Source organism: Pseudomonas poae (assembly GCA_028869255.1).
In the GTDB taxonomy this organism is placed as follows: Bacteria; Pseudomonadota; Gammaproteobacteria; order Pseudomonadales; family Pseudomonadaceae; genus Aquipseudomonas; species Aquipseudomonas poae_C.
Genome location: CP110972.1, coordinates 5095312 through 5113462 on the forward strand (window position 1 = coordinate 5095312; position 18151 = coordinate 5113462).

The following is an 18151-nucleotide window of genomic DNA, read 5'->3' on the forward strand; positions in this document are numbered from 1 at the left end:
TGTTGATGAAAGCACTGATTACCGGCCTGGCCCTGCTGATGCTCGGCGGCTGCGCCACGAATGGCCAATCCCCCTGGGCGGCGTTGACCGCCCCCGGCAGTTGCGCCAAGCCAAGCTCGGATCAGGAACTGGCGCTCAACCTCTCCGATGACCTGGCCAACGAAGGCAAACTGCACGCCAGCCTGGCCAACCTGCAGAGCCTTCCAGACAGTTTGCCCCAGGTGCGCCAGCGCATAGCCCGCAACTATCGCTTGCTCGGGCGCACCGAAGCCGAGCCGCTGTACCGCAGCCTGCTGGGCACCTGCATGACCGCCGAAGGCGAGCATGGCCTGGGGCAACTGGCGGCGGCCAAGGGCGACAACGCCCTGGCGATGGCCCATATGCAACGGGCGGCGCGCCTGGCGCCCACCGACGAAAAAGTGCGTAACGACCTGGGCGTGGTGTACCTCAACCAATTGCGCCTGGAAGACGCACGCTTTGAGTTCATGACGGCCATCGAGCTTAAACAGGACGACCCGTTGGCCGCCGTCAACCTGGTGACCTTGCTGATCTATCAGGATGACTGGGGGCAGGCGGCCAAAGTGACCGGCCAGTTGGGCCTGAGCCCCGAGCAGGTCACCGAGGCCCAGGCACGCGCCGCAAAACTCAAGGGTGCAAACGCCAGGGCGCGCAAAGTAGCGGCGGTCAGCGATACGCTGCCAGTGACCATCAAGTAAGGAGCGAGTGATGAAAGCCCACACTCTTGTTTGCCTGGCGCTGCTGCCGTTGAGCGCCTGGGCCATCGAACCGGGGCCATCGTCCCCACAACAGGCCGAAACAGAAAACTGGATGTCATTGCAGGTCAATGGCAGTGCAGCATCACCCACACCACAAAAGACCACCCCCGCTGAACGGGAGCAGGCCATGCAGCGCTGGTTGGACAGCAACAAGCATCCGATCCCGGAGTTCTATGAATCGAACGCCGGCGGCTCATCCCAAGGTGCAAAGAGTCAATAACGCCCGTCAGTGCGCGGTCACCCGCTGGCGCATCGCCGAGGTGCTCGGCGACAACGCCAACGCCAGTTGAGTGCGGTTATGCATATGGGTCAGGCGCAACACCTGGGACACGTACAGCTTGACCGTGTTCTCGGTGATCCCCAGTTCACAGGCGATCTGGTAGTTGGTCTGGCCCTTGCCCACCAGGCGTGCAACATCCAGCTGGCGTGGGGACAGCTGGTTGAAAATCGTCGGAATTTCCAGCGACCCGGCCTCCTCGGCCACCGGCTCGATATCGTCGGCCAAGCCGGCTGGGCCGCGGCGCACTTTGTCGAGGTCCTGATACAGGTCGTTGATGGATTCGGAAAGGTACTGCAGCCGCTGGTTCAGATGCCCCAGCTGCAGTTCTTTCTGCCGCTCTTCGAGTGCCGCCTCCTGGCGTTGCAGGCCCTCGAGCAATTCGTCGAGGTTGATCGGCTTCTGGTAGTAATCCGAGATGCCCGCACGCAGCGCCTTGATCACGTCCTGCTTGTCGGCACGCCCAGTGAGCATGATCGACTCGAACGCCCGCTGCTTGCCCGCCACCTTCTGCATGGCCTGCACCAGTTCGATACCGTCCATGTCGGGCATGTGCAGGTCACACAGCACCAGGCCGATTTCGGCGTCCTCGCTGAAACGCTGCAAGGCGTGTCGGCTGGACTCACTAGGGACGCAGCGGTAGCCACTGCTTTCGAGGAATTCGCAGAGTTCTTCCACGATCAACGGTTGATCGTCGACCACGAGCACTTTTACAGCTGATGTTAGCTTGTTCACTCGCTTCTCCATGCCTGGCAAGCCAAAAGATTGACCTATCCCTTTTGACGAAGAATCCTACACATCCACTCAATAAACGTAGACCTACTTTACGACTATGTACATAGCGATAGAGGCCTTGAGCGACTAGTGGATCCACAAGAAATACAGCGTAAAACCTGTCAAAAAAAACGGAGCAAAAGGCTGTTTTGTTGACGCGTTATCAACTGCACTACCACGACGTGTGCTAAGCCATTGACGAACAAGTAACCACCCCCCTGGGCCACTGCGGCACCGATCAGCGACCACAATAAAGCCTCCAGCGTAGTGGCCAGCGCCAGGGCAGCTACCAGCTTCACATCCCCCGCACCAAAGCGGCCCAGCACGTAGCCCGGCAGAGTCAGCAGCAGCGCCAGGGCGAAGGCCCAGCCGCCCTCTGTGGCAGGCGCGCCCAGCCACGTGGCGCCGACCCACAGCAAATACAGCAACGCCAGCAGCCCCACGCCCAGGGTCAACCCATTGGCGATTTGCCGTTGACGCATATCCTGCAGTGCACAGAGCCCCAGCCAGAGCATTACCAACACGCCATGCATCACGTAAAAAACATCCCTTTTCGCTGAATGATTCTATGCTGATATCAAGTAGTAGCCGTCAGGGTAGACGCAGTCATGAAAACAGGCCTCCCTAGAAAGCAAAAAGGTGCTGCGGCGATCGAGTTCGCCCTGGTCTTCGCGATCTTTTTTGCAGTGTTCTATGGGTTGATCAGCTATAGCTTGCCGCTGCTGTTGATGCAGTCCTTCAACCAGGCGGCAGCCGAAGCGGTGCGCCAGGCCATGGCCGTGGACCCGGTTACCGCAGGCACCGCGTACTCCACCCAACTCACGCAACGCGCCAAGGACGCCGTTGCGGCGCAGTTGAACTGGATCCCTGCGAGTTTCCAATTTTCGAACAGCTACATCAGCGCCACCTACACCGGCACCACGCTGACCGTCGCGATCAACTATCCCACCAGCAACCTCTACTCGGTGTTCCCGGCATTGGTGTTACCGGGCGTCGGCACTGTGCCGAGCCTACCGGCGACCCTTTCCGCCCGTTCGAGCCTGCAGTTTTGACCTCGGGGGATAACCTCTTCGGGCGCCTGCTGGGCCGCACCGGTGCCCTGGCCCTCGAACCGTCCACCGCGCCCGTGCCGGGGCTGCATCTGCAGTTGGACCATCAAGGCCACGTCCTGCACATCAGCGGCACCCTGCGCTCCCAACTGGCGGCACACGAGAGCGGCACGCCGCTGCGCGAGTTGCTGTGCGCCAACAGCGCCCTGAGCATCGAAGGCAGCCCAGCCGACTGGCAACACCAAAACCTGGACCTGGACTTACAGGGCATCGCCGGCCAGGTCCTGCACACCCGCGGCTGGGTCGAGCCCGACGGTGACACCTGGAGCCTGCGCGTGCTGGACGTCGGCGACCTGCTCGCCGGCCGGCAACTGGCCGAGCACCGCGAACAGAACCACCAACTGGCCTGCCAGATGAGCGAGCAGTTGCGGGTCTGCAGCCTGTACCGCTTGCCCGAGGTGTTCAATGAGCAACTGCGTAGCCTGGCCCAGCGCTGGCGAATCCCCTGTGTCGCGCTCGCACTGCTCGATGAAGAAGATCAAGGCTGGCGCATCTACAGCCAGTACGCCGCCCACGACGCCCCGGCCTTGTGGCAGCCCGGCCAGCACTTGGGCACCAGCCTGGACAGCGCCAACGGTATCGCACCGTTGAGCCTGGCTCAGGGCCGCGGCGACAACCCGCGCCTGCACAGCGTGTTTGGCAACGCCGAGGGTTTTCTGGTGCCCTACCGTGACGGCCAGGGCGTCGCCGCCTGGTTGCTCTGCGGCCTGTACAGTGGCCAGCCACACACCAGCGAACGCGACTGGCTGAACCTCACCGCCGCCCTCGCCGCCCCCTTGCTGAGCCGCCTGCGCGAGCAACGCAACCATCAACAACTGGAGCGCGTGGAAGCCCTGCAAGGTTTGCTCGGCACCGGCTGGTGGGAGCTGCTGCCCGCCACCCAAGAGATTCAACTCGCCCCCAGCTACGGCAAAGCCTCAGCCTGGAAGACGGCCCGACCCGCCAGGCGCTGGGCCTCTGGCTGGAGCTGATCCACCCCGCCGACCGTCAGGAACTCAACAGCCGCCTGCACGACCTGCAAGCCTTGGGCAAACCCCTGTTGACCAGCGTACGCCTGCAACGCCATGACGCTGATCACAACCCCCTCTGGTATCGCGTGCAAGGCCAAGTATTGGGCGCTGGCGACAATCGGCGCTGGGTCGGTTTCATGCTCGACATCAGCGACATCAAAAACCGGCAACTGCAAGCCGCCGCCGCTCATGCTCGGCTGGATAACCTGATCGCCAGTTCACCGGCGGTGATCTACGTGCAGCGCTATGTCGGCGGCGCCCTGCACTCGGCGTTTTTCAGCGACAGCCTGCTGCCGCTGCTCGGCTGGACCCTGGCCGAGTGCAACCACGAGAGCCTGGCGGCGCTCATCCACCCCGACGACCGCGACCTGTACTTCGAGCGCACCCGCCAACTGTTGCGCGAGGGTAACGTGCGCAGCCGCTACCGCCTGCGCGACAAACAAGGCCAGTACCATTGGCTGCTGGACGAAGCCAAGCTGCTGCGCGATGACCTCGGCCTGCCGGTGGAAGCTGTGGGGTTGTGGCTGGATGTGACCGACGCGACCCTGGCCGCCGAACAGATCAAACAAAGCGAAGAGCGCTACCGCATGCTGGTGGAAGACTCCCCGGCGATGATCTGCCGCTACCGCCCCGACCTGACCCTTACCTTCGGCAACACGCCGCTGGCCAACTACCTGGAGTGCCTGCCTGCGCAACTGCCGGGGCTGCACCTGGGTGATTGGCTGTCGGATGAACAGCGCCAGGCGTTTGTGCAGCGCATCAGCCAACTGACCCCGGAGTTCCCGGTCAGCACCGCCGAAATCAGCCTGCAACTGCCGGGGCGCGAACATGCCTGGTGGGTGTGGTCGGACCGCGGGGTGTTTGATGAACACGGCGCATTGGTGGAAGTGCAAGCGGTGGGCCGTGACAACACCGAAGTCCGGCGCTCCCAGCAGCAACTGACCCAAAGCGCCAAGATGGCCACCCTCGGCGAAATGGCCACGGGCCTGGCCCATGAGATCAACCAGCCACTGAACGTGATGCGCATGGCCATCGTCAATGTGCTCAAGCGCTTGAGCAACGGCGATGCGCAGATCGACTACCTCACCGAAAAACTCCAGCGCATCGACACCCAGGTCCAGCGCGCGGCGCGGGTGGTGGACCATATGCGGGTGTTCGGCCGGCGTTCGGAAGTCGAACAGCAGCCGTTCGACCCTGCGCAGGCGGTGGAAGGCACCTTGTCGCTGCTCAGCGAGGGCCTGCGCGGCAAAGGCGTGGAACTGCGCATCACGCCTGCGGACGCCGTGGTGCAGGTCAAAGGGCATGTCGATCAGCTCGAGCAGGTGTTGATCAACCTGATGGTCAACGCCCGCGATGCGCTGCTGAGCAAACGCGAAAAGGCTGCGGCGTTTCGCCCCTGGATCGCCGTACATTGCGAACACGACAGCCGGCACGTGCGGATCTGGGTGGAGGATAACGGCGGTGGGATTGACCCACGCTTGCTGGAGCGGATTTTCGAACCGTTTTTCACCACCAAGCCGATTGGCGTGGGGACCGGGTTGGGGTTGTCGGTGAGCTATGGGATTGTGGAAAACATGGGCGGACGGTTAAGCGTCACCAATGGTGAGGAAGGCGCGCGGTTTTGTGTAGAACTGCCGGTGGTTTAGATCACCAGATAGGCGCGCCCCAAATGGCAGGTAAGGTTGGCACCGACCTGGGCGTTGCCCAGGTTGATGCCCAAGGCCCCAAGCAGCGTGTTGACGATAGGGTCGAGTACCGGTCCCAGTACATCATGGAGAAGGCTGACGACCGTACTGATCACGCTAGTCAGCGCGGTGGTGACCGTGGTTGTCGGGTTATTCGGTGTGCTGCCGCTGGGAGGGGTGTAGGTGACCTGCAAACCGCTCAGGGTGGCACCCAGGCTGGTGACGATATTGGCGCTAATGGGTGGGCTCTGATAGGTCGGCAAGGCGTTCATTTCGGCCACAGGTGAAAACAGCATGGAGCTGGTTTGTTGCCCCACGGGCGACATCGCTCTCAAGTACAAGCCGCCGCCGACCCCGGCGGTGCGGTTGCCACATAACAGCGTCAGCACGATGCAATAACGCTGGCCAAAGTCGATCAGCCTGACCGGCTGCACGCTGACTGGCGCCAATGAAGAAAACGCGGAAACCGGTTCGACATAGCCAACGCCCAAGGTGGCCAAGGAGGTGGTGGCCTTTACCGTCAACGATTTGGTCGCTGGTGTAACACAACTGAAGTCCATCACACGGGCCTCCGCACTGGCCGCCTCAATGTAGATCGACAAGGATTGAGTGATATCAACGTCAGCGACATTACAGGCCACCAGGCACAAGACGCCGCCGACCACCGCCGGGAGATTCAGGTTCAGCAAACCACCGACCACCTTCGACACCGGCGTCGCCAACCCGGTCAGTATCGAAGCAACACCCGAGACTGCCTTGAGCACAGGCGCCTGAACAATCACCAGGGTTCTGATCTGCGCAGTGCGCACAAAAATCTGATCGGTTTGCGGGTTGTTGGACAGCCCGGCCTTGGCCAAAGCGGGGTTGCCAATCGTCGACAGCTGCGGCGGTTCGATGACTTTGGTCTGGATCGAAACACTGCCCAAACCCGGAACACTCACGTTAGTCGCCACATTCACCGCGCTCTTGTTATTGGACAACTGCGCCACCGCCTCCAGCAGTTGAAACAGCTGCACGGTGGAATTCAGCGCGGCCGTCGGCGTGCCCGTCGCGACATTCAGCAAGCTCCCCACCGTCAACACCTTGGCATTGGGCGCGATGGCCTTGATTGTCAGCACGTCATTGACCACTGCCTGCACCGCCGAGCCGTTTTTTTGCAACAGCGTCACCGCTGCATTGATCAGGTCGGTAGCCGAAGCGGCGGTATTTAACAGCGTGGTGTAGTCCCCCGCCGTCACGTCCAAGTTGATTGCCAACTGGTCCAGATAGCCGAGCAGATTCACATTGGTCTGCAAGATGCCATTCCAGCCGCCCGCCGTGATCGACAGGTTGCCGCCGAGCAAACTGCCGATGGCGAAGTTCAGTACGGGAGATTGGCTGGAGTCGACCGACGCCAGGCTACTGCGAATCGTCAGTTGCGCCACCGGCGGCGCATACGCGGCGACGGCGGTTGCACTCAAGGTCATCTGGGTGAACGTCGGAGCGCCGCTGAATATATTCCAGAGGCCCGCGGCAATGCTGGTCATCACCTTGTTAGTCGCCACGACCCGTACGGCTTCGCTTTTAGTGGCGTCGGCGGTGAACACGCGAATATTGCCGGCATTGGTGGTCAAGGCGCCGCAGGTCACCGTCAGGCCACGGCTATTGTCGCCGGCGACTACGGTGAAGCCGTTGCGTGAGGCATTCTGAGTGGCGTAGTCGTTGGCGGTGGTGAAGGAGCCGCACAAGCCGCCACGGCCGGCGGCTTCCAGTGCCGAGGTATCGGCGATGGACTGCAGTTTGCGCTTCTCCAGGTACACGCGACCGCCGTCCACTGCCAGCAGCATGAATACCAGCGCCACAGCCAGGATGCTCACCGCCATCAGGCCAATCGCGCCACGTTGCCTGCAACCAAGTCGGGGAGACATCGAGGCACTCCTTAGCACTTACTCTCCGTTGATGGTGTGGAGTGTAGACAAGGCTTGAGGTGTGCGCTGGCCACAAAACAAAGTGGGAGCGGGCTTGCTCGCGAAAGCGGTTTGTCAGTTAGGCTATTTTTTAACTGATACACCGCTTTCGCGAGCAAGCCCGCTCCCACAGGGGGAGGGGTGGTTTTAGTGCGGTGGGTAGCTGGAGAGCACGCGGGTGACCGTGGCGCGGATGGCCTTGTCGCGGTCCTGCGGGTTGGGCGAGGTGGCCATCATCTGTTCGTCGCTGCCGCGCCACACCAGCTTGCCGTCCTTGCCGTCGAGCAGGTCGATCTGGATGGTCGCCACTTTGTAGGTGATGTTGCGGGTTTCGTTGTACATCGGCGCACCCCAGTAGCCGTTCCACGGGCCGCCCCACGCACCGCCGTAGTTGGTGGTGACTTGTTGCTGGCGGTCTTCGACAATCAGGTAAGCCTGCACCCTGAGATCAGCCTTGGTGCCGGCCGCTGCCGGACGCAGGCCGCGCTGGTCGAGTTGCTCGCCAACCGCCTGGCGGATGCGTTGTTCGGTGAGGTCGCTCTTGATCCGCGGGTCATCGGGGCGATATTGCAGCGCCGGGTCTGTCCAGGCCCAACTGCGGTAGGCGCCGAAGCCCCGGCTGGCGTCAAAATCGTGGTTGACCTGGGCGTTCTGGCAGCCGCCCAGCAGCACAACAAAAGCAAGCATGGCGATACGACGAAACATGGTTGTTCTCCAAAGAGCGAACTGCGCTTGAAATGAGAATAGCTGTTAACTGGGCGGGTAGGCGGTCATTGCCTTTTGCACCGCCTGGCGCAAAGCATCTCCCCGCTCGCTGAGGCTTCCCTGGCTGCCGGTTTCTGCACTGGCACTCCACACCGGCTGACCGGTACGGGCATCGAACAGGTTGACGCGAACCACCACCACTTGAACTTCATAGGTGCGCACGACCGGCACCGAGTTGTACATGCCATAGCCATTGCCGTAGCGGTTATAACCGCCGTAACCATAGCCGTAGTCATCCTGGACTTGCTTGAGGCGCTTCTCCAGACGCACATCCGCGCTCACCAACACGTCCGCCGGACGGTTGTCATGCAAGGGGCGCAGGCCGCGCTGGTCGAGGGCGCCGCTGACGGCTTCGGCAATTTGCGCCGAGTCCGCCCAGGCTGTGCCGGCCGGCAACTGGCCGTTGCGCCAGGCCCAGTTGCGATAAGCGCCATAGTCGCGCACCGGGGCCGGGTAGGCGCTGGCATCAAAGGTCGTGGCAGCCTGGGCCGGCGCCGGTGGAATCGGGGCGGAAGCGGCCACGTAAGGGTTGGGGCTGGAGCAAGCACCCAACCCGAGGGACAACAGGATCAAACAGAGACGACGCATTTCGACCTCCGCAGACTGGGCCGCTTAAACCGGACGGCAGATCCAGTGCAAATAACGTCCAAGCCCGGCAAAGCTTGGGTGACGACGGTGAGCGAGTTCCATCTCTACAAGGTCCTGCAAATCAGCGCGGGCCTGGAATTCCACCGGCATATAGTCGTGAAAAACCCGCACGCCACTTTGGCTTTCGACCTGCCACAGCCCCTCAAGTTGCGCCGCCAACTCCCGTGGGTCGAGCGGTTGTTGCGGGGTCAGGCTCTGCTTTTCGCCGGCCATGTCGTTCTTGCGCATTTTGCGGAAGTGGCCTTTGAGCAGGTTGCGATAAATCAGCGCATCGCGGTTGTAAAACGCCAGCGACAGCCAACCACCGGGCACCGTGAGCTGGTGCAGCACTGGCAGGATCGCGTGCGGTTCGGCCAGCCATTCCAGCACGGCGTGGCAGAGCACCAGGTCATAGGGCTCGGTAAGCTGGCCGAGCAGGTCTTGCCAGGGCGCATGGATAAACGTTGCCGTCTGCCCGGCGTCGGCGAAGCGTTGGCGCGCCCCTTCGAGCATCGGCTCGGCGGGCTCGGCCAGGGTCACCTGATGGCCACGCTCGGCCAGCCACAGCGACATATGCCCCAGGCCCGCGCCGATATCCAGCACGCGCAAAGGCCGCGCAGGCAACGCTTCGGTCAGGTCGGCCTGGAGCACCGCCAGGCGAATCGCGCCTTTTGCGCCGCCGTAGATTTTTTCGGCGAAGCGCGTGGCCAACTGGTCGAAATGACGGTCACTCATGGGCAAACCGCCGCTCGCTGTCGGCCAGCTTCGCCCGCACCACCTCGTTCATGTCCAGGCCCAGTTCACTGCACAGCAACAGCAGGTACAGCACAATGTCGCCGACTTCCTGCCCGGCATGGGCAAGTTTATCGGCGGGCAACTGACGGGATTGGTCTTCGGTCAGCCATTGGAAGATTTCCACCAGTTCGGCCATTTCCACGCTGGCGGCCATGGTCAGGTTTTTCGGGCTGTGGAACTGCTTCCATTGGTTGTTATCGCGGATGCGGTGGAGGCGTTCGGTAAGGTGTTCGAGGTTCATGCGGGGGCTCCTGAAGGCGTATAGCTTCGGGGGGATCGGGCGTTATGGCAAGTGAATCCCTGTGGGGAGCGGGCTTGCCCGTGTTGGGATGCGAAGCGGGGCCAAAATCATACGACGAATTCAGTTTGACACTACTGGGTAGGCGGGATGGGGCCGCTTTGCGGCCCAACGCGGGCAAGCCCGCTCGCCACAGTTAGTGGGTTAGTCGACGATGCTGAATTCGAGGCGGGCGGTTTGGCCGGCTTCGTCGAGGACGCTGAGTTGGTAGCGGCCCAGGTGCTCGAAGCTGGCGTTGATGAATTCCTGGTTGGCGCTGTCGCCCAAGGGCGCGCCGTTGAGGAACCACCAACGCCGGCCGCTGCCGCCCAGGGCGGAGAGTTTCAAATGCAGGGCTTGTTGGCTGGCGGCCGGCAAGCGCAGTTGGTCGCCTTCGCGCACGCCAACGATCGACAGTAGCGACGACGCCGCGAGCGCCGGTGGTGGGCAATCGGGGTCAGCGGCCGGTATGCGCGCTTCACGGCGCTCCACCCTTGGCAACCAGGGCTCCAGGGGCGCGGGCCACAGGGCGATGCTCCTGGGCTCGGCGCCAGGGCAGTGGGCGTCAACCCGCAGGCCCTTGGCGTTGACCCAGATGTTTTCCATCAAGCCCACGCTCAACGGTTGATCCAGCGCCTGCAAGGTCGGCGGCGTGGTGTGGTCCAGCGTCCAGGCAAAGCGCTGGCGCCGGCAATTGGGGTCGGAGCGGCTGATGGGCTGGCCCAGCGGCCAGCAGATGGCCGCCACACCGACATTGGCCGGCACCGGCTTGACGGGAGCGCTGATGCCGCGCTGGCTGTCACGGTTGGTCAGTACATCGTGCACCTGCAACATCAAGGGCGCCGCCGAGGCCAGGCCGAACTGCCCCGGCACCGGCGTGCCGTCCGGCCGACCGATCCACACGCCGATCAGGTAACGCGGCCCCACGCCGATCGCCCAGGCATCGCGAAACCCATAGCTGGTGCCGGTTTTCCAGGCCAGCACCGGGCGCTGTACCAACTCGGCACGCGGGTCGCGATCGGGGCGTGCCTGGCCACTGAGGATGCGTCGCACAATCCAGGCGGACCCTGGCGACAGTAATGGCCGTTCCTTAAGCGTATCGTCCGGCTGTAATCGAATAGTGGCCGACCTGCCGTCCCGAGCGAAGGCGCTGTAACCGCTGACCAGATCCTCCAGGCGACTACCAGCGCCGCCCAGGATCAGCGCCAGGTTGGGTTCGGCCAACGCCGGCAAACTCAACGGCACGCCGCCGATGCGCATCTGCGCGGCGAAGCGCTTGGGCCCGTAGGCTTCCAGCAACTGCACCGCCGGCAAGTTCAGCGAACTCGACAGCGCCGTACTCGCCGACACCGCGCCGGTAAAGCCCATGGAGAAGTTGCCCGGCCGGTAATCGCCATAACGCCGGGGCACGTCCTGCAGCAGCGATTCGGAATGAATCAAGCCGTCGTCCAACGCCATGCCGTACAGGAAGGGTTTCAAGGTGGAGCCCGGCGAACGCAGCGCACTGACCATGTCCACGTGGCCAAAGCGCTTGGCGTCATTGATATCCACCGACCCCAGGTAAGCGCGCACCGCCATGCTCTCCTCTTCCACCACCAGGATAGCGGCGGAGGTGTGTTCCGGCAGGCGTGCGCGCCAGCCCAGCAGCAGGTCTTCGAGACGGCGTTGCAGGGTGGCATCCAGGGTGGTGCGGATCAGCGGCGGGCTGTCCGGGCGGTTCAGACGGCGGGCCAGCAAGGGTGCAAGGCTGGGCTCCAGCCGTGGGGCGAGCAGCAGCGGTTCTTCGAGGGCTTCATCGACGGCGGCTTGCGGCCACACCTGGAACTCGGCGAGGCGGCGCAGCACCTTGTCGCGTGCGTCCTGGGCACGTTGCGGGTGGCGATCCGGCCGCAAGCGGCTGGGCGCCTGCGGCAATACGGCGAGCAAGGCGGCTTCAGCGTGGGTCAGTTGTGCCGGCGACTTGCCCAAATACGCCCAACTGGCGGCCGCCACGCCCTGCAAAGTGCCGCCGAACGGGGCGCGGTTCAGGTACAGGTTGAGGATCTGCTCCTTGGACAGGTGCCACTCCAACTGCGCCGTGCGCCACAATTGGCGCAGCTTGCCATGGAACGTCCGCGAATGCGGGTCGAGCAAACGTGCCACCTGCATCGACAAAGTGCTGCCGCCGGACACCACCCGTGCGCCCGTAAGGTTCTGCCACGTCGCCCGCGCCAGCGCCAGCGGGTTCACCCCGGGGTGCTGATAAAACCAGCGGTCTTCGTAGGTGAGCAGTGCATCGAGGTAATACGGCGACACTTCGCTGGTTTGCACCGGATAACGCCAGACACCGTTGGCATCGGCAAACCGCCACAACGGCGTGCCATCCTCGGCCAGCACCACCCGCGCCAAGTCGTCCTTGGGCAGGGGCAAGGGCCAGAGGCGATCGGCCAGCCACAGCAGGGCAATCACCAGCAACAGGCTCGCCAGGGTCCAGCGGGCAACTAAACGTAAACTCAAGCGGCGAAACCTCTATGCTTCAAGGGAACTCGCCTTGTTGATAAACGACCAAAGGCTCAGTGCTGGCAATTTCGTCCACTTATTCATCGAGACACACCTATGCAAGCAGACTTTTTCGGGTGGCTGGGTCACGCACTCGGCCTGATCATCCACTACATCGTCGAGTTCTTCAGCGGGCTGTTCAATCTGCTGTCCAACGCCGGCGGCGACTTTGTCGACGGCATGTCCAGGGCGCTGGGCATGGACACTTCGATCATCAGCATCCTCACCCTGATCGTCGGCTTGCTCTTCCTGTACTCGGCCGTGCGCGCCTTCATGCGGGCGTCGATCATCATCGGCGTTATCTGGCTGATGCTCGGCCTGTGGCTCCTGAGCTGGGTTGTCCACTAACCCACAAGCACCGCAAATCCCTGTGGGAGGGGCTTGCTCCCGAAAGCGCTGGATCAGTCAGCCCATCTGATACTGATACACCGCCTTCGGGAGCAAGCCCCTCCCACATTTACCTCCATTCAACGGCCCTTGATCACCAGGTCCGCCGGAGTCTCGCCCACCGCCTGCCAGTTCGGCCGATACATCGACTCCACCTGCGGCGGCGGTACGCGGTAGGTCCCCGGTGTCACCGCCCGCGCCAGATACAGCAGGTGCGTGGTGCCATCGCCCTGCAGATTCATCGCTGCCACGTACCGGTCATCCCGGAACTCCTGATGCTTGAGCGATGCGTTCTGCATCGACTCGCGCCACTCCTTGACTTGGCTGCTGGCGTTTTCCAGGCTGGCGGCACTTTGCGCCAGGTTCTGGTTTTCCAGCTCCAGGCCCGCCGGCAGCAAATCCACCACCAGGGCGTCAGGTACACGCTGCTTGGCGCTGACCGCCAGATGCACCAGCACCAGGTCGCCGCTGTTGAGGTTACGCAGGTTCAACGGCTGACCGTTCATGCCCAGGTACTCGCGGCGGATACTCAGGTTATCGCCCCCCGCAGCCGGCGGCACTTGTGGGTAACCCGAAATCGTCAGTTGCTGGTAAACCGGCGTGTCCCCCTGATTGCTCAAGGCCAGGTCGCTGGACAGCAACTTGCCCTCCAGCTCCAGGCTCGACTGTTGATTATTCAACTCATGCACGCCGCCGCTGCCGGTGAGCGACACTTGCCAGTTCGCCTCAGGCTGCGCGAACCCCAGGCGCCCGGCGAGGAACAGCGAATTACGCTCCTGGGTCGACAAGTACGGGCTGGCCGCCAACTGATCCGACAGCGTGAACAACCGCTCCTCACGCTTGCCCTTGGCCAAGTCGTTTTCTTCGAGCAGCGCCAGGATCATCGCCTGGTCACGCAGCGGGCTGCCGTAGTCGGCCAGCCACTCATTGGCCTTGCGCTGCGCTGCCAAGCCGGCGAGCAAGGCTTGATCGGCACGCGGCTGGTCACCCATCTTCTGCAGCGCGATGGCCAACTGCACCAGCGGCAAGCCTGAGCGCGCATCGCTGCGTCGTTCGAAAATACTGCGCAACGCGCCCAACGGCGCCTGCTGACTGCGCGCCAGTACCATGCCGGCGTAGGCCTGCACGGCAAAGCGGGTGTGGTCGGCGTTGTCGCTGTAGTCGACTTCGATCAGGTTGCGCTCCTGCACATACCGCAACAGGCGCTCGCTGGCTTTCTTCAAGGCTTCAGGCGGCACGGCAAACCCCTGGTCGCGGGCCCGCAGCAGGAAGTCGGTGACATACGCCGTCAGCCAGTATTCCTCTTCGCCATCGGCGCCCCACAAACCAAAGCTGCCGTTGTAGCGCTGCATGCCCAGCAGGCGCTCGATGCCCAGCTCGATCTTGCGTTTACGCTCGGCATCCGGCTCGCCCTTGATGCTCAGGCGCTTGAGCAAGGCATCGTCGGCATAGAGTGATGGGTACAGGCCGCTGGCGGTTTGCTCCAGGCAGCCGTAGGGGTAGGCCTTGAGCGCGCTGATCTGCGCGCCGAGGTTCAGCGGTGGCCGGCTCGACAGGCTGAGCAACGCCTGACGCCCCGAGGCATCGAACTGCTCCAGGGTGCCGGCAGGCAGGCTCCACGGCTCGTTTTTCAGTACTGCGCGGTAATGCTTGAGCAACGCCGGATACGCCGGGCGCACGCCCAGGGTCCATTCACGGCTGAACGGCGGCAGGTTTTCACCCGGCAGGTCCAGGCCATTCACGGTGACCTTGACTTGGCCCTGGCCCAAACCGCCCCAGGCTTTTACCGGGATACGCAGCGTGGTGCGCTGGCCTTGCTTAAGCTCAACGGTTTGTAGGCCGCCGTTGACCAACTCCAGTTGCCCTTCGGCACTCAGTTGCACATCAAGTTTCTGCGCCTTGCCCGACAGGTTGGACAGGTCCAGCGCCAGCGTGGTCTGGTCACCACCGGCGAGGAAACGCGGCGCCGACAGCTCGGCAATCAGCGGCGCGGCGATCACCGTCTTGCCCTCGGCCATGCCGTAGCGATCATCGCTCCAGGCCTGGGCCATCAGGCGCAACTCACCGTTGAAGTCGGGGATATTGACGCTGACTTCGCCCTCGCCCTGCTCGTTCAAGGTCACCGACGCGCTCTGCAAGGCCACGATAGTCACGCTGGTGTCCGGGCGCTTGCCGCCCTTGGCCAGCGCCGCGTCACCGCCGAAGGCCAGGCTGGCCAGACGGCCCTGCCCGGCTTCGATCAACTGGCCGTAGATATCGAACTGGTCCACGCCGTAGGCCTTGCGACCGAACAGGCTGGAGTACGGGTCTGGCGTGGGGTATTCGGTGATATTAAGGATGCCCACGTCCACCGCCGCCACCAGCACATGCACCTGTTTGGGCACGCTGCCATCGGCATTTTTGGCGGTGACCTTCACCGTCAACGGTTGTTTGGGGCGCATTTTTTCCGGCGCGGTGAGGGTTAGGCTCAGTTTGCGCTGGGTACGATCCAATGGCAGATGCAGCAGGCCCACCGCACGTTTGGGGGTGATATTGGCTTTGCGCTCGCCGGGGCGGATCACCAAGGCGCTCACGTACAGGTCATGGCGCGACCATTTCGGGTCCAGCTTCACGGCGAAGCTTTTGCCCTCGGCCGGCACATCGATTTCCTGCCACCATAACGGCCCTTCGGCGGATTCCACCAGCAGATAGCCCTTGCCGGCAGCGGGTGGCGTAACGGTGACAGTGGCGGTATCGCCGTCGCCATACGCCGGTTTATCCAGCGCAAGCTTGATCTGGTCCGGCCGCACGGCGCCACCTTCGGTGTTGTCCTGGGCCTGGTAGCCGGCCCAGAAGCGCAGGCTGCTGACCAGACCGGTCTGCGGGTCTTCGACCTCAACGCGGTACGGGCCCCACTCCACCTGGAAGCTGACTTTGGCCGTGTCGCCGGCTTTGATGTTCAGGCTCTGTTCGTCAAGGTTGAGGAATTTCTCGTTGAAGTGGTAACTCCAGCCATCACTCTCCGAATAGTTCCAGTAGTAGTCGCGGCGCTCGCGCACCAGGCGCACCTTGAGGTTTTGCGCCGCAAGCTTTTGCCCCTCCTGGTTGGCCACCAGCACTTCGAATTCCGCCGGGCCATCGCCATTGGTTTCCTTGCCGTCAAACAGCCCGCGCAGGCCCGGCAGTTGCTCGGCCGGCCAGATCGGCTGCACCAGGCGCCGGGTGATCGGCCGCCCGCCCGACTCTTGCAGGCTGGCTTGCACGATCAGTTGCAGCGGCGACTTGGCGTCGGCCCATTTGCTTTCCAGAGTCAGTTCTTCCTGGCCCTTGGCGTCGAGTACGCTTTCGTCCAGCTCGAAATCCTGGCTCAGCTCTTCTTCGGTGACGGAGCCGAACTGATAGCCCGGCAGCGACTTGACCGCTTCGCGCAGCGGGCGCACATACACCTGGCCGCTGACCCGATTGCCGGACGCCGGCGCACCGTAGAGGTAGCGGCCGTTGACGTGGATGGTCGGGTTATCCGCCGGGCTCAAGGCCGTGTCGCTGCCCTTGAGTTCCAGCGCCAGGCGCTCGGGCAGGAAGTCTTCGACGAGGAATTCATACAGCTGCGGTTTTCCATCGCCCAGGTCGAACACCAATTGCCAGCGCCCGGTCGGCGCCTCGCCAGCCAGCTGCAGCGCGTATTGATAGAGGCCGGACGCGTCGGCATCCCACACGAATTTGCGGCTGACCTGCTCGTCCGGGCGGCGCACTTCGACGCTCACCGGTTGCGGCTTGACCGCATTGCCGTCCTTGTCCCGTAGCAGCGCATTCAGCAGCACGGTTTCGCCGGGGCGATACAGGTCACGCGGGCCAAAGACGAAGAACTGCAACGGGTGGGAGGGTTGGCCGCCGATGTCGAACTCGGCCAGATCCAGGGCTGCGCTGTCGAGGCGCAACATACTGGTCTGTTCACCCTGCTTGGCCAGCAGCACCTGGGCCTTTTTCGGCAATGGCAATTCGGCGTGGCCGCCTTTCTCGGTCTTGCCCTGGCCGAGCACACGGCCGTTGGCATCGAGCACTTCCAGGTCGACGCCGTCCAGGGCCTTGCCGCCCTCCAGCGCCTGGGTAAATACATCCAGGCGATTGGCGTAGCGGTGCACCGACAAACCGATATCACTGAGGGTGAACAGCGTGGCCGGCTGCGAATAATCGTAGGAGCCCGAGGTGCGCATCACCGCCAGGTACACGCCCGGTTGCTGCAGCGGCTTGAGGCCGGCGATCGGCAGCAACAGGGTTTCGCGGGTGTTTCGCGCCGGGTTCAGGTCGAAACGGCCACCGTAGACCAGGTCGGCCATGGGCAGCAACTCGCGGGATTCGTAGCTTTGCAGGCTGGTATTGCGCCCCCACTGCGCGAGGAACGCCGGCAGGGATTCAGGCTTGATGCGGAAGAATTCAACGTCGACTTTGTCGACGTTCAGCGCGATCACCGGCAGGCCCTCGGCCAGGCGCGTCGGCAGCAAGGTGCCGCGGCTGGCGAAGCCGACGGTGGCTTGCAGGTCACGGGTTTCCAGGCGGGCGCTGTACTCGGCGGCGAGCGCGTTGTCGTTGACCGCTTTCACACCGGCATCCACTGTCAGCACCAGCTTGCGCTGCGGCTCCAGGTGGCGCAGGCGCAACTCCATCAGGTTATCGGAAAGCTCCCAGGCGCCATCGACCTTGCCCGACTTGCTGTCCACCAGATGGAGTTTGTCGGCGAACTTCTGATCCGGGTCCAGTGGAATGGAAAAACTCACGGACAAGGTACTGGCCCCGTCCAGTTGCACCTCGGACACGTCCACCACGTTCAACTCACGCCCGGCGTAACGCTGCTTGAGCGCCGCCACGTCCACTGCCGCCTTGGCCGGTTTCGGCGCTGTGGCCACGGTTGGCGCGGGCGGGACAGCCGGTTTGTCGGAAGAATCGCAGGCACTCAGCAGGGCCAGCGCACAGGCAAGGAACATTCCTTTGTTAAGCATGGGGCACTCGTAGTGAGAGGGGTCCGAGGGATGAACTATATATCAGCCCGCGGAGGGCCGATGTGGTGCTGGTCACATTGACCGACGGAGGGTGGTTTGGTTCTGAGGGCGCTCAAGCTCAAGACAAATCCCACAAACAACAGAGATCCATATGTGGGAGCGGGCTTGCTCGCGAATGCGGTGGGTCAGTCAATCTATGCATCACTGAT

12 protein-coding genes and 2 pseudogenes are annotated in these 18151 nt (G+C 63.1%); 5 read left to right on the plus strand and 9 right to left on the minus strand.

From position 1 onward, the window contains the following. The first annotated feature begins 5 nt into the window (after nucleotides 1–5). Together LRS56_23230 and LRS56_23235 are read left to right on the plus strand one after the other, a co-directional pair. On the plus strand, nucleotides 6–716 hold the full coding sequence (locus LRS56_23230) for a tetratricopeptide repeat protein (GenBank protein WDU61685.1): 711 nt from the start codon (nucleotides 6–8) through the stop codon (nucleotides 714–716). A gap of 10 nt (nucleotides 717–726) precedes the next feature. Continuing rightward, entirely contained in the window at nucleotides 727–996 is a 270-nt protein-coding gene (locus LRS56_23235; GenBank protein ID WDU61686.1) for a DUF3613 domain-containing protein, read from the plus strand. 6 nt (nucleotides 997–1002) lie between these two features. Here the strand turns inward: LRS56_23235 and LRS56_23240 are convergent, their stop codons facing one another. Then, a complete protein-coding gene (locus LRS56_23240) occupies nucleotides 1003–1800 on the minus strand; it encodes a response regulator transcription factor (protein ID WDU61687.1) in 798 nt (265 codons plus the stop codon). Between the two features lie 114 nt (nucleotides 1801–1914). Continuing rightward, nucleotides 1915–2360: pseudogene (locus tag LRS56_23245) on the minus strand (prepilin peptidase). Between the two features lie 75 nt (nucleotides 2361–2435). Between LRS56_23245 and LRS56_23250 the strand changes: the two are divergent. Continuing rightward, entirely contained in the window at nucleotides 2436–2879 is a 444-nt protein-coding gene (locus LRS56_23250) for a pilus assembly protein (GenBank protein WDU61688.1), read from the plus strand. Then, a pseudogene (locus LRS56_23255) lies at nucleotides 2876–5592 on the plus strand (PAS domain-containing protein). The gene LRS56_23250 and the pseudogene LRS56_23255 overlap by 4 nt, the downstream one beginning before the upstream one ends. On the opposite strand, the gene LRS56_23260 reads toward LRS56_23255, so the two are convergent. The 6 genes from LRS56_23260 to pbpC form a co-directional block, all read right to left on the minus strand. Beyond that, nucleotides 5589–7538, minus strand: a complete 1950-nt coding sequence (locus LRS56_23260; protein ID WDU61689.1) for a pilus assembly protein TadG-related protein — start codon at nucleotides 7536–7538, stop codon at nucleotides 5589–5591. The pseudogene LRS56_23255 and the gene LRS56_23260 sit on opposite strands and share 4 nt — an antisense overlap. A 186-nt stretch (nucleotides 7539–7724) precedes the next feature. Next, nucleotides 7725–8282, minus strand: a complete 558-nt coding sequence (locus LRS56_23265; protein ID WDU61690.1) for a DUF4136 domain-containing protein — start codon at nucleotides 8280–8282, stop codon at nucleotides 7725–7727. Nucleotides 8283–8327: 45 nt separating this feature from the next. Next, nucleotides 8328–8930 carry a DUF4136 domain-containing protein gene (locus LRS56_23270; protein ID WDU61691.1) on the minus strand — a complete coding sequence of 201 codons (603 nt, stop codon included), beginning with the start codon at nucleotides 8928–8930 and terminating at the stop codon, nucleotides 8328–8330. 24 nt (nucleotides 8931–8954) lie between these two features. Then, complete coding sequence (locus LRS56_23275) at nucleotides 8955–9704, minus strand: methyltransferase domain-containing protein (GenBank protein ID WDU61692.1); 750 nt, start codon at nucleotides 9702–9704, stop codon at nucleotides 8955–8957. Beyond that, a complete protein-coding gene (locus LRS56_23280; protein WDU61693.1) occupies nucleotides 9697–10005 on the minus strand; it encodes a nucleotide pyrophosphohydrolase in 309 nt (102 codons plus the stop codon). The genes LRS56_23275 and LRS56_23280 overlap by 8 nt, the downstream gene beginning before the upstream one ends. Nucleotides 10006–10206: 201 nt before the next feature. Beyond that, nucleotides 10207–12537, minus strand: a complete 2331-nt coding sequence (gene pbpC / locus LRS56_23285) for a peptidoglycan glycosyltransferase PbpC (protein WDU61694.1) — start codon at nucleotides 12535–12537, stop codon at nucleotides 10207–10209. Between the two features lie 99 nt (nucleotides 12538–12636). Here pbpC and LRS56_23290 point away from each other — a divergent pair, with 99 nt between their 5' ends. Next, nucleotides 12637–12927 carry a hypothetical protein gene (locus LRS56_23290; GenBank protein WDU61695.1) on the plus strand — a complete coding sequence of 97 codons (291 nt, stop codon included), beginning with the start codon at nucleotides 12637–12639 and terminating at the stop codon, nucleotides 12925–12927. Nucleotides 12928–13046: 119 nt separating this feature from the next. On the opposite strand, the gene LRS56_23295 is transcribed toward LRS56_23290, so the two are convergent. Next, complete coding sequence (locus tag LRS56_23295) at nucleotides 13047–17942, minus strand: alpha-2-macroglobulin (protein ID WDU61696.1); 4896 nt, start codon at nucleotides 17940–17942, stop codon at nucleotides 13047–13049. Nucleotides 17943–18151 lie beyond the last annotated feature (209 nt).